This window comes from Gaetbulibacter sp. M235 (assembly GCF_043876835.1).
Taxonomy (GTDB): domain Bacteria; phylum Bacteroidota; class Bacteroidia; order Flavobacteriales; family Flavobacteriaceae; genus Yeosuana.
Genome location: NZ_JBAWJZ010000005.1, coordinates 217,787 through 235,078, shown reverse-complemented (window position 1 = coordinate 235,078; position 17,292 = coordinate 217,787). Strand labels below are relative to the sequence as shown.

General features: G+C 30.2%; 19 protein-coding genes. 3 read left to right on the top strand and 16 right to left on the bottom strand.

Features of this window, described 5'->3' with window-relative positions; all coding sequences use genetic code 11:
* Positions 1-135: 135 nt before the first annotated feature.
* Positions 136-522, bottom strand: coding sequence for an acyl-CoA thioesterase (locus tag V8G69_RS10330; RefSeq protein ID WP_394881820.1), 387 nt, complete (start codon positions 520-522; stop codon positions 136-138).
* Positions 523-535: 13 nt separating this feature from the next.
* Positions 536-1,426 carry a DUF72 domain-containing protein gene (locus V8G69_RS10325; RefSeq protein WP_394881819.1) on the bottom strand — a complete coding sequence of 297 codons (891 nt, stop codon included), beginning with the start codon at positions 1,424-1,426 and terminating at the stop codon, positions 536-538.
* A 139-nt stretch (positions 1,427-1,565) separates the two neighbouring features.
* Between V8G69_RS10325 and V8G69_RS10320 the strand changes: the two genes are divergently transcribed.
* Complete coding sequence (locus V8G69_RS10320; protein WP_394881818.1) at positions 1,566-1,982, top strand: glyoxalase; 417 nt, start codon at positions 1,566-1,568, stop codon at positions 1,980-1,982.
* Here V8G69_RS10320 and V8G69_RS10315 read toward each other — a convergent pair.
* From V8G69_RS10315 to V8G69_RS10305, 3 genes are all read right to left on the bottom strand, one after another.
* Positions 1,979-2,656, bottom strand: coding sequence for a DUF2461 domain-containing protein (locus tag V8G69_RS10315; protein WP_394881817.1), 678 nt, complete (start codon positions 2,654-2,656; stop codon positions 1,979-1,981). The two genes, V8G69_RS10320 and V8G69_RS10315, sit on opposite strands and share 4 nt — an antisense overlap.
* A gap of 82 nt (positions 2,657-2,738) precedes the next feature.
* Positions 2,739-3,287, bottom strand: coding sequence for a hypothetical protein (locus V8G69_RS10310; RefSeq protein ID WP_394881816.1), 549 nt, complete (start codon positions 3,285-3,287; stop codon positions 2,739-2,741).
* Between the two features lie 162 nt (positions 3,288-3,449).
* Positions 3,450-4,226: a tRNA pseudouridine synthase A gene (locus V8G69_RS10305; RefSeq protein ID WP_394881815.1), complete on the bottom strand. Its 777-nt coding sequence runs from the start codon at positions 4,224-4,226 to the stop codon at positions 3,450-3,452.
* Between the two features lie 237 nt (positions 4,227-4,463).
* Between V8G69_RS10305 and V8G69_RS10300 the strand changes: the two genes are divergently transcribed.
* Positions 4,464-5,534 (top strand): DUF3667 domain-containing protein, encoded by a 1,071-nt coding sequence (locus V8G69_RS10300; RefSeq protein WP_394881813.1) that lies wholly within the window; start codon positions 4,464-4,466, stop codon positions 5,532-5,534.
* Between the two features lie 156 nt (positions 5,535-5,690).
* Here V8G69_RS10300 and hisIE read toward each other — a convergent pair whose 3' ends face one another.
* From hisIE to hisG, 8 genes are read right to left on the bottom strand one after another with little or no spacing between them, the layout of a single operon-like run.
* Positions 5,691-6,284, bottom strand: a complete 594-nt coding sequence (hisIE, locus tag V8G69_RS10295) for a bifunctional phosphoribosyl-AMP cyclohydrolase/phosphoribosyl-ATP diphosphatase HisIE (protein WP_394881811.1) — start codon at positions 6,282-6,284, stop codon at positions 5,691-5,693.
* Complete coding sequence (gene hisF / locus V8G69_RS10290) at positions 6,281-7,036, bottom strand: imidazole glycerol phosphate synthase subunit HisF (RefSeq protein WP_394881810.1); 756 nt, start codon at positions 7,034-7,036, stop codon at positions 6,281-6,283. The genes hisIE and hisF overlap by 4 nt, the downstream gene beginning before the upstream one ends.
* Before the next feature lie 14 nt (positions 7,037-7,050).
* Positions 7,051-7,785, bottom strand: coding sequence for a 1-(5-phosphoribosyl)-5-[(5-phosphoribosylamino)methylideneamino]imidazole-4-carboxamide isomerase (gene hisA, locus V8G69_RS10285; RefSeq protein WP_394881808.1), 735 nt, complete (start codon positions 7,783-7,785; stop codon positions 7,051-7,053).
* 2 nt (positions 7,786-7,787) lie between these two features.
* Positions 7,788-8,369: an imidazole glycerol phosphate synthase subunit HisH gene (gene hisH, locus V8G69_RS10280; protein ID WP_394881806.1), complete on the bottom strand. Its 582-nt coding sequence runs from the start codon at positions 8,367-8,369 to the stop codon at positions 7,788-7,790.
* Entirely contained in the window at positions 8,369-9,502 is a 1,134-nt protein-coding gene (hisB, locus tag V8G69_RS10275; protein ID WP_394881805.1) for a bifunctional histidinol-phosphatase/imidazoleglycerol-phosphate dehydratase HisB, read from the bottom strand. Before hisB ends, hisH begins: the two co-directional genes overlap by 1 nt.
* 3 nt (positions 9,503-9,505) lie before the next feature.
* Positions 9,506-10,546 (bottom strand): histidinol-phosphate transaminase, encoded by a 1,041-nt coding sequence (hisC, locus tag V8G69_RS10270; RefSeq protein WP_394881803.1) that lies wholly within the window; start codon positions 10,544-10,546, stop codon positions 9,506-9,508.
* The gene (hisD, locus tag V8G69_RS10265) at positions 10,543-11,829 is read right to left on the bottom strand and encodes a histidinol dehydrogenase (protein WP_394881801.1); all 1,287 of its coding nucleotides are present in this window, start codon (positions 11,827-11,829) and stop codon (positions 10,543-10,545) included. Before hisD ends, hisC begins: the two co-directional genes overlap by 4 nt.
* 9 nt (positions 11,830-11,838) lie before the next feature.
* On the bottom strand, positions 11,839-12,696 hold the full coding sequence (gene hisG, locus V8G69_RS10260) for an ATP phosphoribosyltransferase (protein ID WP_394881800.1): 858 nt from the start codon (positions 12,694-12,696) through the stop codon (positions 11,839-11,841).
* A 349-nt stretch (positions 12,697-13,045) separates the two neighbouring features.
* Here hisG and V8G69_RS10255 point away from each other — a divergent pair, with 349 nt between their 5' ends.
* Entirely contained in the window at positions 13,046-13,522 is a 477-nt protein-coding gene (locus tag V8G69_RS10255) for a thioredoxin family protein (protein WP_394881799.1), read from the top strand.
* 61 nt (positions 13,523-13,583) lie between these two features.
* Here the strand turns inward: V8G69_RS10255 and V8G69_RS10250 are convergent, their stop codons facing one another.
* The 3 genes from V8G69_RS10250 to fabG are packed head-to-tail and all read right to left on the bottom strand — an operon-like array spanning position 13,584 to position 17,195.
* Complete coding sequence (locus tag V8G69_RS10250; protein ID WP_394881797.1) at positions 13,584-14,399, bottom strand: prohibitin family protein; 816 nt, start codon at positions 14,397-14,399, stop codon at positions 13,584-13,586.
* Positions 14,400-14,411: 12 nt separating this feature from the next.
* Positions 14,412-16,445 (bottom strand): VWA domain-containing protein, encoded by a 2,034-nt coding sequence (locus V8G69_RS10245; protein ID WP_394881796.1) that lies wholly within the window; start codon positions 16,443-16,445, stop codon positions 14,412-14,414.
* A 3-nt stretch (positions 16,446-16,448) separates the two neighbouring features.
* Positions 16,449-17,195, bottom strand: coding sequence for a 3-oxoacyl-[acyl-carrier-protein] reductase (fabG, locus tag V8G69_RS10240; RefSeq protein WP_394881795.1), 747 nt, complete (start codon positions 17,193-17,195; stop codon positions 16,449-16,451).
* Between the last annotated feature and the right edge of the window lie 97 nt (positions 17,196-17,292).

The following is a 17,292-nucleotide window of genomic DNA, read 5'->3' as shown; positions in this document are numbered from 1 at the left end:
TTCACCATAATACTAAAAGTTACTATGGATTGAGAATCATTTTTATAATATTATTAATGGATTGAGAAAAAATCGATTTTATCTCAATAGAAATCGATGTTTGCTCATAAATTTTAAAGTTGATTTTGTGAATTATTACTTTAATCTGTCTTCCACAAATTCTATATGCGTTTTCCCATGAGGTTTGGCTTTCCCATCGGGACCTAAATTAACCATAACGATGTTTGAAATTGTAATGATGGTTTCCTGAGTCATTTTATTTCTAACTTCACTACTTAGTGTCAAAGACGCCTTTCCAAATTTAACTACTTCAATACCAATTTCTACAATATCTCCTTGTCGTGCTGAAGATTTAAAATCAATTTCACTCATATATTTAGTGACTACCTTTTGATTTTCTAATTGAATGATGGTGTACAATGCAGCTTCTTCATCAATCCATTCTAAAAGTCGTCCACCAAACAGTGTTCCATTTGGATTTAAATCTTCTGGTTTTACCCATTTACGTGTATGAAATTTCATTTTATCTTTTTTATTATAATAACAAACTTTTTTGAGAATCATCATTTGGAATTGTTAATGAGTAACCTAATTCCTTGTTTAATCTTTTTATAAAATAAGCTGAAAGTAATGGTGATTCTTTTTCAATATTTTGATGGATAAAGAAATCTATTTCTTTTACCCCTTCTTCTTTCCATAGTTTTAATCGTTCTATCCAATCATCTAATCGCTCATAATCGCTTTTATGGTTGGCACCAACATAACGAACAAAGGCTGTAGCATTAGTCAATCTCATGTGCAACAAATCGCGTCTTCCGGCAGTATCAACTATAATATTTGATACGTTATTTTCTTCTAGAAGTTGATATAAATCTTTTGCAACTTCAAGATCGTTAAACCAATTGGTATGTCTAAATTCTATAGCTAGAGGCAATTCACTTGGCCAATTTTCAACAAAATCCACTACCCTATTAAAATCTTTAGGACTGAAATTGTTGTGCATTTGCAAAAATATGGTTCCTAGTTTATCTTTCAGGTTTGAAGCATTATACAAATAATTTTCTACCACATTTTTAACTTCGACCAAACGCTTCCAATGGCTAATTTCTTGGTTGAGTTTTGGGAAAAACTTAAACCCTCTCGGTGTTTTTTCATGCCAATTTTCAAATTGTTGTGCAGAAAATATTCTATAAAAAGTGGCATTCAATTCAATGGAATTAAATTGAGAGGCATAATAAACCAACTCGTCTTTTGTTCCTTTAGGATAAAACCCTTTTAAATCTGCCTTATTCCATTTGGCGCAACCTACATAAATTTCCGGAATGTTATCATCTTTAAAGGTATTTAACACCTTTTTAGTACCCAAATGGTCTTCAGGTAATGTAAAGTCTATAATCTCAGGGTTTTCTACGCTTCCAAACTTCATAAAATTTCAATGTTGATTCTTTGTTTTTTATGACTATAAAGGTATGGATTTCAAAATTGTTGATAACCTAGTTAAAAAGTAAAAATGCATTTGTTTTATTTCTTTTTATAAATCTATAATTTTAATAAAAACCAACGTCATGAACACAAGACAGTTAAACCTAGAAAGTATTCGCCCTGAAATTTCTACGGATACAATTAATGACAACATGAGTAATGATGAACGATTTCAAAATTTGGTTTTAAGACCAATTGTAAAATTGCAAAATGATTTACTCATTGAAGTTTTTAAAAACTATGTAAATAAGCACAAAAATTCATTTTACGATTTAACCGTTGAAAAAAAAATTAATTACATAGAAAACTCCATTCAAAGAGATATAAAATTTAGAAACTCTTTAAAAGGAATTGTAATTGGTCTTTTTACAGTTGAGGAATATTTGACGTACATTCAAAATTCGTCTGCTTTAAACAAACGCATGATGGGCATTGTTAAAGACCGCTTAATCAGTAACATTCAATTGTTTGAAAGACCTGAATTTTTGAGTGCTGTTTAAATTAAAGAAACACCGTTTAAATCTGTTGTAAGGACATCGCTCATATAATTAAAATATGGGCGAATGGCTTTAAATGCGATATTTACATTTGAGATAAAATCTTGACTCAATACTTCTTTATCCGTGAATTTTTTTGTGAAGATGTATTGTTTTTTCCTGATTAAATCAATGGCTTTATGCTCTTTATTGAAACCTTTTGGAGCTGAAACCAATTCGTCACCTAATAAGTTTCCCCATACATTTTTAAAAGATTTATCATTGATAATAGATCGCATTTCTTCATCATCCATTTCAAATTCTTTTCGCATTCTTAATAAATCTTCTTTATTTGGTTCCCAAAAGCCAGTTGCAATAAAACTTTCGTTATTCGGCTGAATATGAAGATAGTAACCACCCCTTAAATGCGGTTTAGTTCTATGAAATGAACCTCCAAAATGAGTTTTATAGGGTTGTTTATTTTTTGAAAAACGAACATCTCGATAAATTCTAAATAGTTTTAATTTATCTACATCATCATGTGCTTTCAAATTTTCAAAAACAGCATTATAAACCTTTTTAACATCCGTTTCAATAGATTTAAATTCCTTTTTATGATCATTAAACCACTCACGGTTGTTGTTTTTCTCTAAGTTTTGTAAAAATTCTAAAGTTTTAGTTGAGATTGGTGGATTCATAATATTATCTATTGACAGGCTACTAAAATACAAAAAAAGTCCTGTTTAAAACAGGACTTTTAACTACTATATACATAATAAACTATTTTATTGCCATAAATTCTTTGCTTACCAATTCTCCAGATTTTTTGTCATAATATTCTACAATAAAATTTCCTTCAGTATTAAAATACCCAATTCCAGTAGTTTCAGCATTATGAAACAAATAATGATTTTCTTTATTGAATCTCTCAATATTTCCAAAACTATTAGAGTTTTCTTTGTTTTCTGATGATACTAAAAAACCATTATTCATTTTTTTGAAATTATATCTATTCCCTTCAAATTCATAATAACCAATTTCAGTCATAGTGTCATATAATCTGTCATTATCGTTATCTATTTCAATAGTCTTTTTGACTTTAATAGGGCTTACTATAATGTCTTTATCTGTTTTGTTTTTATCTTTTGCATCAAATTCAATGGCTTGCTCTTCTCTTGTTGTGACTTTTATTTTTTTCTCAACTATTTCTTTTCCATTATTAACCTTTATAGTTTTTACTTTTTCCTCTTCTAAAATATTTTTTGGTTTTTCTTGAGCAAATACATTAGCTATGAACAAAAACAAACAGATATAAATTACATTTTTCATCTTTTTAAGTTTTATTATTAATTTACTGTAAAGATACTATCGTTAAAGACCAACCATGTTATAGAGTTTCTGATATATTTTGTATAATTTGCATCTAATAACCAGCAAGATATTGATTATAAATAAGTTATATAAATAAACTTACTGTTAGAGTTTTTAAGTTTATTCAAACTCTATTTTATTTAGAATTAATCCTGAAGCTGGGGCTATATAATCCATAACTTCATTACTTGTAGGCTTTAAGGTGCTTTCAATATATTCCAAAGTGATATCTCCCCTACCAAGTTTAATTAAAGCTCCCATCATCAACCGAATTTGGTTTCGCAGAAACCCTTTTCCTTTCACTCTTAAAATATAACTGGTTTCTGGAAAAAAATTGGCAGTAAAAATATTGTTTTCAAACAGCTCACAGGTATCTATAGTTCTGTTATAAACACCTTCATTTGTAGCTTTGTACGAGTATGTTTTAAAATTATGATGCCCTTCAAAACATTTAGCTCCTAGTTTCATCAATTCTATATCTAAAGGCTCTAAAATGGTGGTCATTAATGGCGCACAAAAAGGGTGGTTTTTACTTCCCTGAGTAAACAAATACAAGTATTCTTTAATTTTAGAATTTTGTATAATGTTGAATTCAGAATCCACTTCTTTAATGCTTAAAGCCCTTATATCCTGTGGCAAATTATAATTAAATAAGCTTAAAAACTCATCAAAATTTTCAATAGGCTCTTCTAAAAACAATTCAAAAGCAGCTTCATTAGCAGACACCATAGCATCAGTTCTACCTGAACCCAATGTTTTAAATGCTTTTTTTTCTAGAATAAACTTTAAAGTTTTATCAATCATTAAGTGAACCGTTTTAACATGTGGTTGTTTTTGCCAACCATGAAAACGGTAACCTAAAAACTGAACGGTAATAACATAGTAGTATTTTTTCAACGTTTTTAATGCTTTTTTAAAGGTTTTGAAAGTAAGTTATTTTTTAACTATGGCAAAATTTTGCAAACTAAACTAACTTTCATATGAAAAAAATCATCAATAAGCGCCACAATCAATTTCATTTTATAAATGTAACTGTACTTATTTATTATAATTCACTCTTTATCAGAAATTAGCAATAACTTCGAACATATTATTTACATACTCATAATAGAGCCAATTTATTTTCACAAAATAATGTCTAAAGAAAAAATAAGAAAAGACAAAACATGCTTAAACTGCCAACATTTGGTAGAGCATCGTTATTGTTCAAACTGTGGACAGGAAAATACCGAAATAACAAAATCATTTCATCATCTGTTTTTTCATTTTTTTGAAGACTTAACTCACTACGACAGTTCTTTCTGGAAAACTATTTTTTATTTATTTCTTAAACCAGCTGCTTTAACAAAAGAATATTTATCAGGAAAGCGCTTATCTTTTTTAGCACCAATACGTTTGTATATTTTTATAAGTTTCATAACATTTTTTTTTATATCACTTTTTCCTAATAAACCTATAGAAGTAGATAAATTTTATAATGAAACTTCAAAAAATAAAATTGGAATACCTTCTTTAGATTCTTTGCATATTGAAGAAAAAAGTATAGATGGTTTGACTAAAGTTGGTATACTTTCGCAACAAAATAATGACACAATAAAAAAAATATTAAATCAAACTGCACAAGCTGACAAAAAAGAAGTAGCAGATTTTGGCTATAATTCCATCTCTGAATTAGATTCGATTCAAAAACATAGTAGTGAAGAAAAAAAAGTTAGTTCAACAGAATATTGGTTTCTTAAAAAATGGCTTACTGTTAAAAAGGAAAACACCAATGAACAAATTATGGAAAAATTCGTGCTTTCTTTTAATAAAAATTTACCAAAAGTATTGTTTATGTACATGCCGGTTTTTGCTTTTATATTGTGGCTTTTCCACAACAAGAAAAAATGGTTTTATTTTGATCATAGTATTTTTACCCTTCATTATTTTTCATTTATACTTTTACTTATCTTAATATTATTTTTTATGGATAAGCTTATCTCTCTTTTTGGTAAAACACCTCTTGTAAATTGGATTAATTTTAGTGTAAAATCAGCAGGAATTTTTTGGATGATCTATTATTATTTTCCTGCTCATCGCCGTTTGTATGGTCAGCCTATTATGAAATCTTTTTTTAAAAGCAGCGCAATAATTATAATTAATTTATTTATAATAACACTATTGACTATATTTTTTGCTTTATTTACTTACATAAATATTCACTAATAAATATTATAGACTAAAAAAATTGATGTTATTCTGAAATTGTAAAAACTACTTTAGCTAATGATGTTTTTTATATAATATTGTCATAATTAACTTAAATGAATGAGTTGATTTATAGAATTAAAAAAGGCTTTAGAAATTTCTAAAGCCTTTTTATTATTTATGCCTGCCTTTTAATTCGGCTTCAATATCTTTAAGTGTAAAGCCTTTTGCCTGAAGCAACATTAAGTAATGAAACATTAAATCTGCTGATTCATAAAGAAACAATTCATCGTTATTATCCATGGCTTCAATAACGGTTTCAACAGCTTCCTCTCCTACTTTTTGTGCTACTTTATTAATACCTTTTGCAAATAAACTTGCAACATAGGATTTACTTGTGTCTTTATTAGCAATTCGTTCTGTTATAACATGTTCTAAAGTTGAAAAAAAACCATAATTAGATTTATTTTCTTCGCCCCAACAAGAGTCGGTACCTGTATGACAGGTTGGTCCAACAGGGTTTACTTGAATAAGTAAAGTGTCATTATCACAATCATTTTTAATATCTATCAGATTTAAAAAATGTCCACTTTCTTCTCCTTTTGTCCATAGTCGTTGTTTACTTCTACTAAAAAAAGTAACTTTTTTTGTTTCTAAGGTTTTTTGATAAGCTTCTTCATTCATATAACCTAACATCAAGACATTTTTTGTTGTAGCATCTTGAATAATAGCCGGAACGAGTCCATTTGTATCATATTTTATAGTCATAACCGTACTTCTATATTATGTTTTTTTAATTCTTTTTTTAATTCTGGAATTGGAATCTCACCAAAATGAAATACACTGGCTGCTAAAGCTGCATCTGCTTTTCCTTCTTTAAATGTATCAATAAAATGTTGCACATTTCCAGCGCCACCTGAAGCAATAATAGGGATATTCAATTCATCTGAAAGTTTTGCAAGCGCTTCGTTTGCAAATCCGTTTTTGGTTCCATCATGATTCATTGAGGTGAATAAAATTTCACCTGCACCACGTTTCTCAACTTCTTTAGCCCATTCAAATAAATCAATATCAGTCGGAATACTTCCCCCTGCTAAATGAACTTTCCACTGACCATTAATTTGTTTAGCATCTATAGCAACTACAACACATTGGCTTCCAAATTTATCGGCTAATTCGTTAACCAATTCTGGTCTTTTTACAGCCGATGAATTGATAGATATTTTATCTGCACCACATTGCAATAAAGCATCAACATGTTCAATTGATGAAATGCCACCTCCAACCGTAAAAGGGATATTTACTTGTTCTGCAACATGCAATACCATTTCCAAAGTTGTTGCTCTTCCTTCTAAAGTTGCTGAAATATCTAGAAAGACCAATTCATCTGCACCAATATCAGCGTATTGTTTTGCTAATTCAACAGGATCTCCGGCATCCCTTAAATCAACAAAATTGACTCCTTTAACAGTTCTCCCATTTTTTATATCCAAACAAGGAATGATTCGCTTTGCTAACATGATTGAACTTTATATTAAACGTATTTTTCAAGTTGTTTTAAACTTATTCTATTTTCATAAATAGCTTTTCCGATAATGACGCCATCACAACCTAGGTCTCTAAGAACAGGTAACTCTTCAATAGAAGAAATACCGCCAGAGGCTATTAATTTTATGGATTGACCACTGCTACTGTTGCTACACTCTGCGATAATTTGCTTGTATAAATCTACTGATGGTCCTTCAAGCATACCATCTTTTGAAATATCTGTACAAATAACGTATTGAATACTTTTCTTTTGATATGCTTTTATAAATGGAATTATATCTTCTTCACTTTGCTCCATCCAACCGCTAATGGACACTTTACCTTGATGGCTATCTGCTCCCAAAATGATTTTTGCAGCTCCATATTTTGATATCCAACCTTCAAATGTTTTTGCGTCTTTAACTGCGATACTTCCACCTGTGATTTGTTTCGCTCCAGAATTAAAAGCAATATGCAAATCTTCATTGGCTTTAAGTCCTCCACCAAAATCAATTTTTAAAGTAGTTTTTGAAGCTATTTGTTCTAACACTTTAAAATTAACGATATGTTGAGCTTTTGCTCCATCTAAATCTACCAAATGTAAATATTCTATCCCAGAAGCTTCAAAGGCCTTTGCGACTTCAAGCGGATTTTCATTGTAGATTTTTTTCGTTTCATAATCGCCTTTTGTCAAACGAACACATTTTCCATCTATAATATCTATGGCCGGTATAATTCTCATAATTATAATTCAATAAAATTCTGCAACAATCTTGCTCCTGCTAAACTACTCTTTTCTGGGTGAAACTGAACCCCATAAAAATTTTTATGTTGTAATGCTGAAGCATAATTCAAACCATAATCTGTAGTTGCAATGGTTTCCTTACAATACTCAGCGTAATAGCTATGAACCAAATACATGTATTCATTTTCCTTAATTCCTGAAAACAAATTTGATTTTAAGTTTTTGATGACGTTCCATCCCATTTGAGGCACTTTTACTTCATTTGAAAACCTTTTAACCTCAGTATTAAAAACACCAAGACCTTTAGTGTTTCCTTCTTCTGTCGAATTACATAGCAATTGCATACCCAAACAAATACCTAAAACCGGTTGCTGTAAATTCGGAATCAATTTATCCAAACCACTTTCCCTTAATTTTTTCATAGCAGTACTGGCTTCACCAACACCTGGAAAGATAATTTTATCAGCAGCTAAAATTTCTTCTGGATTATTTGATAAAACCGCATCAATACCCAAACGATTAAAAGCAAACTGAATGCTTTTTATATTACCGGCACCATAATTTATTATTACTAATTTCATTAAAGCATCCCTTTTGTTGATGGTAAAATCATTTTTTCAATATCTCGTTTTACCGCCATTTTAATGGCTTTTGCAAAAGCTTTAAAAATGGCTTCAATCTTATGGTGTTCATTAGTCCCTTCTGCTTTGATGTTTAAATTACATTTTGCGCCGTCTGTAAATGATTTAAAGAAATGATAAAACATCTCCGTTGGCATTTTTCCAACCATTTCACGTTTGAAATCAGCTTCCCAAACCAACCAGTTCCTTCCTCCAAAATCTATCGCAGCCTGTGCATAACAATCGTCCATTGGCAGACAAAATCCGTATCGCTCAATTCCTAATTTGTTCCCTAAAACAGTGTGAAACAATTCTCCCAAAGCAATAGCAGTATCTTCAATGGTATGGTGTTCGTCAACGTCTAAATCACCTTCAACATGTATTTTCAAATCCAACTGTCCGTGACGCGCAATTTGGTCTAACATATGGTCAAAAAAAGCAATACCAGTATCAATTTTACTTTTACCAGTACCATCAAGATTTAATTGAATAGCAATTTTAGTTTCATTAGTATTTCTTATAATACCTCCACTCCTGTCATCAGCTTTTAAAAACGCATAAATCTTTTGCCAATCGTTAGTTTCTAAGGCAATATATTTATTCAACTCGTCACGCTTAACTGTAATCTCGTCAACTCCTAAATGAGTTTCATCATTAATAAAAATGCCTTTTGCGCCTAAATTCTTAGCTAATTCAATATCAGTCAACCTATCGCCTATCACAAATGAATTTTCCAAATCATAATCATCAGAAAAGTACTTAGTAAGTAAGCCTGTATTGGGCTTTCTTGTTGGTGCATTATCTCTAGCAAAAGTTCTATCAATAATTTGTTCTGCAAATTTTACGCCTTCTTCTTCAAAACATTTAATTACAAAATTGTGCACTGGCCAAAAGGTGTCTTCGGGATAAACATCAGTTCCTAAACCATCCTGATTTGTAACCATCACTAATTCATAGTCCAATTCTTTTGCAATTTTACCCAAGTATTGAAATACTTTTGGGTAGAATTGAAGCTTTTCAAATGAATCGATTTGCTCGTCTGCAGGTTCTCTTATGATAGTTCCATCACGATCAATAAACAATACTTTCTTCATAATTTATAAACTTTGAAGTTCACGAAATTCTGTAATTAATTTTTTATTTTCTGAAGCGGTTCCAACGGTTATCCTTAAACAATTCTCACAACCATACTGAGTCGTCCTGTTTCTAATAACAATGCCCTTTTTTATAAGCTGATCGTAACGTTTATTGGCATCATCAACCTTGATTAAAATAAAATTTGCATCGGAAGGATAAATTTTAAAAACAAAATCCAAGGTTTTTAATTCATCCATTAGAACACTTCTTTCCTTTAAAATATCAGCTATTTGATTTTTTGCTAAATCTTTTTTCAGATTTTCTATAGCTTTTTGTTGTGTTAACTCGTTAACATTATAAGGTGGTTTAATAGCATTTAAAACAGAAATTATTTCTGTTGAAGCATAACATATTCCTAAACGAATTCCCGCCATTCCATAAGCCTTTGATAAGGTTTGCGTTACAATAAGATTAGGAAATTCTTCCAATCTTTTAATCCAGCTTTCCTCATTTGAAAAATCAATATAGGCCTCATCAATAACAACAATTCCATTAAACGATTTCAACAATGTTTCAATAGAATTAGCTGAAAAACTATTGCCTGTCGGATTGTTAGGCGAACACAAAAACAAGAGCTTGCTATTGGAATTTGTGGCATTTAAAATCTCATCAACCTTTGGTTGAAATGCCTCAGAAAGTGGCACTTTAATAGTTTCAATGGCATTCAAATTAGCAAGGACCTCATACATACCATAAGTTGGCGGAAGAATAATGACATTGTCTTTATTTGGCTCGCAAAACATTCTAAAAATTAAATCCAGAACTTCATCACTACCGTTTCCTAAAAGGATATTTTGAGTTGAAATATTTTTAATTTTTGATAAAATGCTTTTTAATTTATTTTGATGCGGATCAGGATAACGATTTACCCCGTTTTCAAATGGGTTTTCATTTGCATCCAAAAATACCATATCAGCAGGAACACCTTGAAACTCATCTCTCGCAGACGAATAAGGTTTTAAAGCCTTAATAGTAGGTCTTATCAAATCTTGAATGTTCATTGTTTCAAATCTTTTAATCGTATTGATACCGCATTTTTGTGAGCTTGCAGACCTTCTGCTTCCGCCATAAGTTCTATAGTTTTTCCAATATTCAACAACCCTTCTTTGGTTATTTTTTGAAAAGTCATACTCTTTAAAAAACTATCTAAATTCACTCCAGAATATGCTTTTGAAAACCCATTGGTAGGCAAGGTATGATTCGTTCCCGAAGCATAATCGCCTGCGCTTTCAGGTGTATAATTACCGATAAAAACAGAGCCTGCATTTATTATCCCTTCAACATAAAAATCGCTATTTTCTGTGCAAATAATAAAATGTTCCGGGCCATATTCATTGATTAACTCAAGTGCCAAGACATCATTTTCAACATAGATAAGTTTAGAGTTGGCTATTGATTTTTCTGCAATAGCTTTACGTGGAAGAACCTGTAATTGTTTCTCCACTTCATTTGAAACTTCCTCAATCATTTTATTAGATGTAGAAACTAAAATAACCTGACTATCTGTTCCGTGTTCTGCTTGACTCAATAAATCTGAAGCTATATATGAAGCATTAGCTTTCTCATCTGCAACAACCAGTAATTCACTAGGTCCTGCAGGCATATCAATGGCAACACCATATTTGGTTGATAATTGTTTTGCAACCGTTACAAACTGATTACCTGGTCCAAAAATTTTATAAACCTTAGGAATGGTATCCGTTCCAAAAGTTAATCCAGCAATAGCTTGAATTCCTCCAACTTTAATGATTTTTGTTACACCACAAAGTTGAGCTGCATACAAAATTTCTGGAGCAATAGTTCCTTCTTTATTTGGTGGAGAGCACAATACTATTTCTTTGCATCCAGCAATTTGAGCAGGAATAGCTAACATTAAAACAGTTGAAAATAATGGAGCAGTTCCACCAGGAATATATAAACCTACTTTTTCAATAGGTCTTTTTTCTTGCCAACATGATACACCTGGTGTAGTTTCAATATTAACTTTTGATGTCTTTTGAGCTGTATGAAAAACTTCAATGTTTTGCTTAGCAGTTTCTATAGCAGTTTTAAGTTCTTCAGGTATGGTTTTACTTGCAGATTCAATTTCATCGGCAGTCACGCAACTCGATTTTAAATCGATTCCATCAAATTGAATAGTGTACTTTTTTATAGCTGTATCACCATTCTTACGAACTTCATCAAAAATTTTAATGACAGTAGATTCTATATCATCAACGGTTTGAGTTGGTCTTTTTAAAACTTCAAACCATTCACTTTTACAAGGATTTATTATTGTTTGCATGACTATATTCTAAAGAACCATTTTTTCTATCGGACACACTAAAATTCCTTGAGCCCCTTTTCTTTTTAACTCATCAATAATATCCCAAAATTGATTTTTACTAATCACAGAGTGTACAGAACTCCAACCTTCTTCTGCTAATGGCAATACCGTTGGGCTTTTCATTCCGGGTAATATATCAATAATATCTTGTAACCTATCATTTGGAGCATTTAGCAATACATATTTAGAATTTCTACCTTTTAAAACAGATTGGAGCCTGAATTGTATTTTATCTAAAATCTCTTGTTTTTCTTCACTCAAAACCGGTGAAACAGCTAAAACCGCTTCTGATTTCATGATTACTTCAACTTCCTTTAAATTGTTTTTAAAGAGTGTGCTTCCACTAGAAACAATATCACAAATAGCATCTGCCAGACCAATATTTGGAGCAATTTCAACAGATCCATTAATGATGTGTAAATGAGCATTGATACCCTTTTCATCTAAATAATTTTGAATAGTATTAGGATAAGAAGTGGCAATTCGCTTTCCTTCTAAATCCTGAATGCCATTATATTTTACTGATTTTGGAATGGCAATTGATACTTTACAAGTAGAAAAACCTAATTTTTCAGCAATAGTAATTCCATTACCTTTTTCCACTAAAATATTTTCCCCAATAATAGCAGCATCTACAACACCATCTTTTAGGTATTGGGGAATGTCTCCATTTCTTAAATAAAAAACCTCTAAAGGAAAATTTCTAGCTGATGCTTTTAATTGATCTTTACCATTATCAATAGAGATACCAATATCCTTTAGTATTTCCATGGATTCGTCGTGTAAACGACCTGCTTTTTGTACTGCAATCTTTAATTTACTCATTTTTTTGTTTTTATGAGTTTGAAACAATCTAATTAGGAATTAAAAAACCCGCTTGATTGTCTCAAACGGGTTTAAAATATATGTTGAATTTATTCAATACATTTTCATTTCGCCTGAGTGCAAATTTGAAAATGATGGTGATGAAATTGAATAAAGTTCATTTTTTTTCTTGTTATTGAACAAATATCTAAAATTTAAACGAATGATTCCAAATATTTAGTTTTATTTTTTTTAGAATTAGATATTTTTAGGTAATATGCGTTAAAATTTATATAATCATAAATAATTACTTCATTCAATAAAAATTATGAAACAAGTTCCGTTATTAATTTTCATTATACTTATCATAATGAGTTCACAAACTGCTTTTAGTCAACAATCCTCTGAAGAAATTCTGATGAAAGCTACAGAAAAAGCTAAAAATGAAAACAAACATGTTTTTATAATGTTTCATGCATCTTGGTGTGGCTGGTGCAAAAAAATGGATAAGAGCATGAATGATCCTGCATGTAAAGATTTATTTGATAAGAATTATGTTATAGAACATTTAGTAGTTAAAGAATCTGATAGTAATAAACATTTAGAAAATCCAAGTGCTGAGGATTTATTAAAAAGATATAAAGGAGACAAATCTGGGATTCCGTTTTGGCTTATTTTTGATGATGAAGGAACTTTTGTAGAAGATTCTTTTGATTCAAAGGGAAATAATCTAGGTTGCCCAGCTACTAAAGAAGAAGTCGCCTTGTTTTTAGATAAACTAAGAAAAACATCTTCTTTAACTCAATCAGAGCTTGATATTATTGCAAAGGTGTTTTTATCTAAATAGGAGTAAATAAAAAAGCAGAAACTTTAAGTTTCTGCTTTTTGTGTTAATATTAATTTCTAAACTATTGATTTCCCAAAATAATTGGCAATCCACTATCTCCTGAACCAATAACAACAACTTTACTATTTGGTGATTCGGCCAACTTAATGGTTGCTTCAATACCTTTGTCTTGTAATATTTTATCTGTTAAAGAAGCGCTTAATATTCTGTTAGATTCTGCTTTTCCTTTAGCATCAATAATCACTTTTTCAGCTTCTTTTTGAGCAGTTACCAACCTGAATTCATATTCTAAAGATTCTTGTTCTTGTTTTAATTTGCGCTCAATAGCTTGTTTAATGGTATCTGGCAATGTAACATCTCTAACTAAAACTTCATTCAATTGAACGTATTGTTTTTCTAAAATCTTTTTTGTTTCAATATAAATTTCATCTTGGATAGCATCGCGTTTGCTAGAATATAATTGTTCAGGCGTATAGCGTCCTACGACACTTCTTGCTGCACTACGAATAGCTGGCTGGATAACACGTTGCAAATAATTTTCTCCAACTGATTGGTGTAAATGACCTAGATCATTATAAATAGGCTCATACCATACTGAAGCATCTATTTGAATTTCTAGTCCGTTTGATGATAATACTCTCATTTTCTCAAAAAGTTCTTGTTGACGAACTTCATAAACTATTACTTTATTCCATGGTGCAACAACATGAAATCCTTCTCCTAAAGGTGGTTGATCGGTCACAACTCCGTTGTCAAAAGTTTTATAAAGAACTCCTGCTTGTCCTGAACCGATGGTAACAGCAGATTTTGCAAGTACTATAATAAGAATTATGGCAACAATAATAATTGGTATGCCAATTTTTGGTAATCTTTCCATATTTGTTTGTGTTTAAATTAGTCCGTTATATTTTCTTAAAAACCATTCTATTGCCAAGCTAAAAGCAATTAAAAAAAGTAAATATTTAAAATCTACTAAAGGTATGGTATTTTTACTTTCTTTTTGGATGAATTGATATCTATTATCTTTTAAAAGATCTGTAATAACCGAATTTGTATTAGCAATAAAATAACTGTTTCCAGAACTATTAGTAGCTATTTGTTCTAGTTTTGTTACATTGGCATTTAAAAATTGTTGCTCTACATTGTATTCTAAAATTTTAAATGTTCCAGATTTAGAAATTTTCCCATTGGTCGCACTTACTGTAAAACTATAATCTGAAGGTGGTAAACTGCTTAAATCAACTTGATATAAATTGTTTTTTAAAATAAATGGAAACGTTTTTTCTTCTTTTGAGATTGTGTCTTTCACTTTTATAACTAACGTTTCTCTGGCATCAAACTCATAGTTTTTATCAAAAAACTCAGCATTAAAAATCACTCCATTTGTTCCATTATAAAAAGATTCATAATCTAAGTTTAATCTGTCTTTTCTTTTATTTGAAGCCAGATATTGAATTATTTTTCCCAAAAAACCATCAAATTCACTAAACGATTTAGAGTTCAAAAAGCTTTGGGCTCTCCATTGCCAAATATTTTCGCCTAACAATAAACCTTCACGATGCTTGTTTGATTCAAAAGTTCCTAATAGTGGTTGATTGGTGGTGATATTTCTAACTTTTTTAAAAAGTAAAGATTCAAAAGGAATTGAAAATGTTACTTCCCCAAAATTGGATTTTAATGGTGGAAATGTTTCAAATTCAATATCATCCACTATAAAAGGCGCATAACTTGAATTCAAAGCTAGAAAATAGTCTTCTATTTGGTTTGTAATTTCATGCTTATAAAACGAACTAACTGAATTCAAAAAATTTAAATCTGTTTTAGTTCCAATAACTACCAATCTGTTTTTGTTTTCAGTATTTAAAGCTTCAATTAGTTTTTTAAATGAATTATTAGGCTGATAAAGTATAAACAATTGAAAATCATTGATTTTATTTTCGGCTTCATTCGGTTTTATAATACTAGCTGTATGCTGTTCATTACTTTCTATACTCTTTTTAAATGCACCAAGATCTGGATGATCAAAATCGCTAACAATAGCTATATTAGTTTTTTGATCAATAACTTCTACAGCAAAGGTTTTTGAATTATTAATTGTATTCTTTTCCTTTTCAAGAGGGACAATTGTTGCTTTGTAGCTGTAAACTCCAACATTATTTGCTGGTAAGGTAAAATTAACCACTGTTGAATTGTTCTTCTTTGAAAGATTTATAGGCTGTGAATACACTAAATTTTTTTCTGAATACACATCAAATCTACTATCAACAGCATTGTTGCCATTATATAACAAAATGCATTCAACAGGGAACTTGTTTTTTAAAAACGCATACTTATTAACGTTTAACTGCTGAATACTTAAATCTGTATATGTTATAGTATCACCTAAAATTATTGGGTATATGGGTTGTTTGTATTTAGAAGAAGTATATTGATAATCATTCCCAAAAGTTTGATTTCCATCTGTTATAAGCAACATTGGTGCTGTTGTGTTTTTATAAACTTGAGAAAGTTTATTAAACATGTTATCTAAATTAGTTTCATTTTCAGAAAAACCAATAGAATCAGAATTGTTTACTGTATTTCCAAAAGTGTGAAAATCAATATTAAACTTATCTTGAAGGTCTTTATTATTAGTAAGCGTTTCAATGAAATTTAAAGCATTTTTATCTTGATTTAAATATTTGATTGAAGTTGAATTATCTACAGCAACTATTAAATTTGGTTTTTCTGTATAATAACTTACGTGTTCAAATTTTGGGTTTATTAAAAGTAATAAAACAGAAAATATGGTGATAAATCTTAAAAAAGTAAAAACATAATTTAATGTTTTGTGCGAATTATTTTTATGTTTATACAGAAAAAGCGCTAAAAATAGCGCTATGATTCCTGCAATGATAATATATAATATAGTTAAACTTGACATTAATTAAGTTAACATTCCTCCATCAACATTTATAGTTTGTCCTGTAACATAGGCACTTAAATCGCTCGCTAAAAAAACACATACATTAGCAACATCTTCTGGAGTTCCGCCACGCTTTAAAGGAATTCCTGCACGCCATCCTTTTACAACTTCTTCATCTAATTTAGCTGTCATCTCTGTTTCTATAAATCCTGGAGCAATCACATTACTTCTTATGTTTCTTGACCCTAATTCCAAAGCAACTGATTTAGAAAAACCAATAATTCCTGCTTTAGATGCCGCATAATTTGTTTGTCCGGCGTTTCCTTTAACGCCAACCACAGAACTCATATTGATTATTGAACCTTTTCGTTGTTTAAGCATGGTTTTTTGAACAGCTTTTGTCATATTAAAAACAGACTTCAAATTCACTTCAATAACGGTATCGAAATCTTCTTCGGTAATACGCATTAGCAAGTTATCTTTTGTAATACCTGCATTGTTAACTAAAATATCAATACTTCCAAATTCTGCAACAACATCATCAGCTAATTTTTGCGCTTCATCAAAACTGGCGGCGTTACTTTTATAGCCTCTGGCTTTAATCCCTAAAGCTTTTAATTCACTTTCTAATTCGTTTGCTGCTTCAACAGAAGAACTGTAAGTAAAAGCTACATTGGCTCCTTGTTGTGCAAAAATTTGAGCAATTCCTCTACCAATACCTCTACTTGCTCCTGTAATAATGGCCGTTTTTCCTTCTAATAATTTCATGTTTTTTAATAAAGATTAGTTGATATTCAAAGATAACAAATACAAATGGCAACCAATAAAAAAACCTTACAAGATTTATGTAAGGTTTTTAATATTA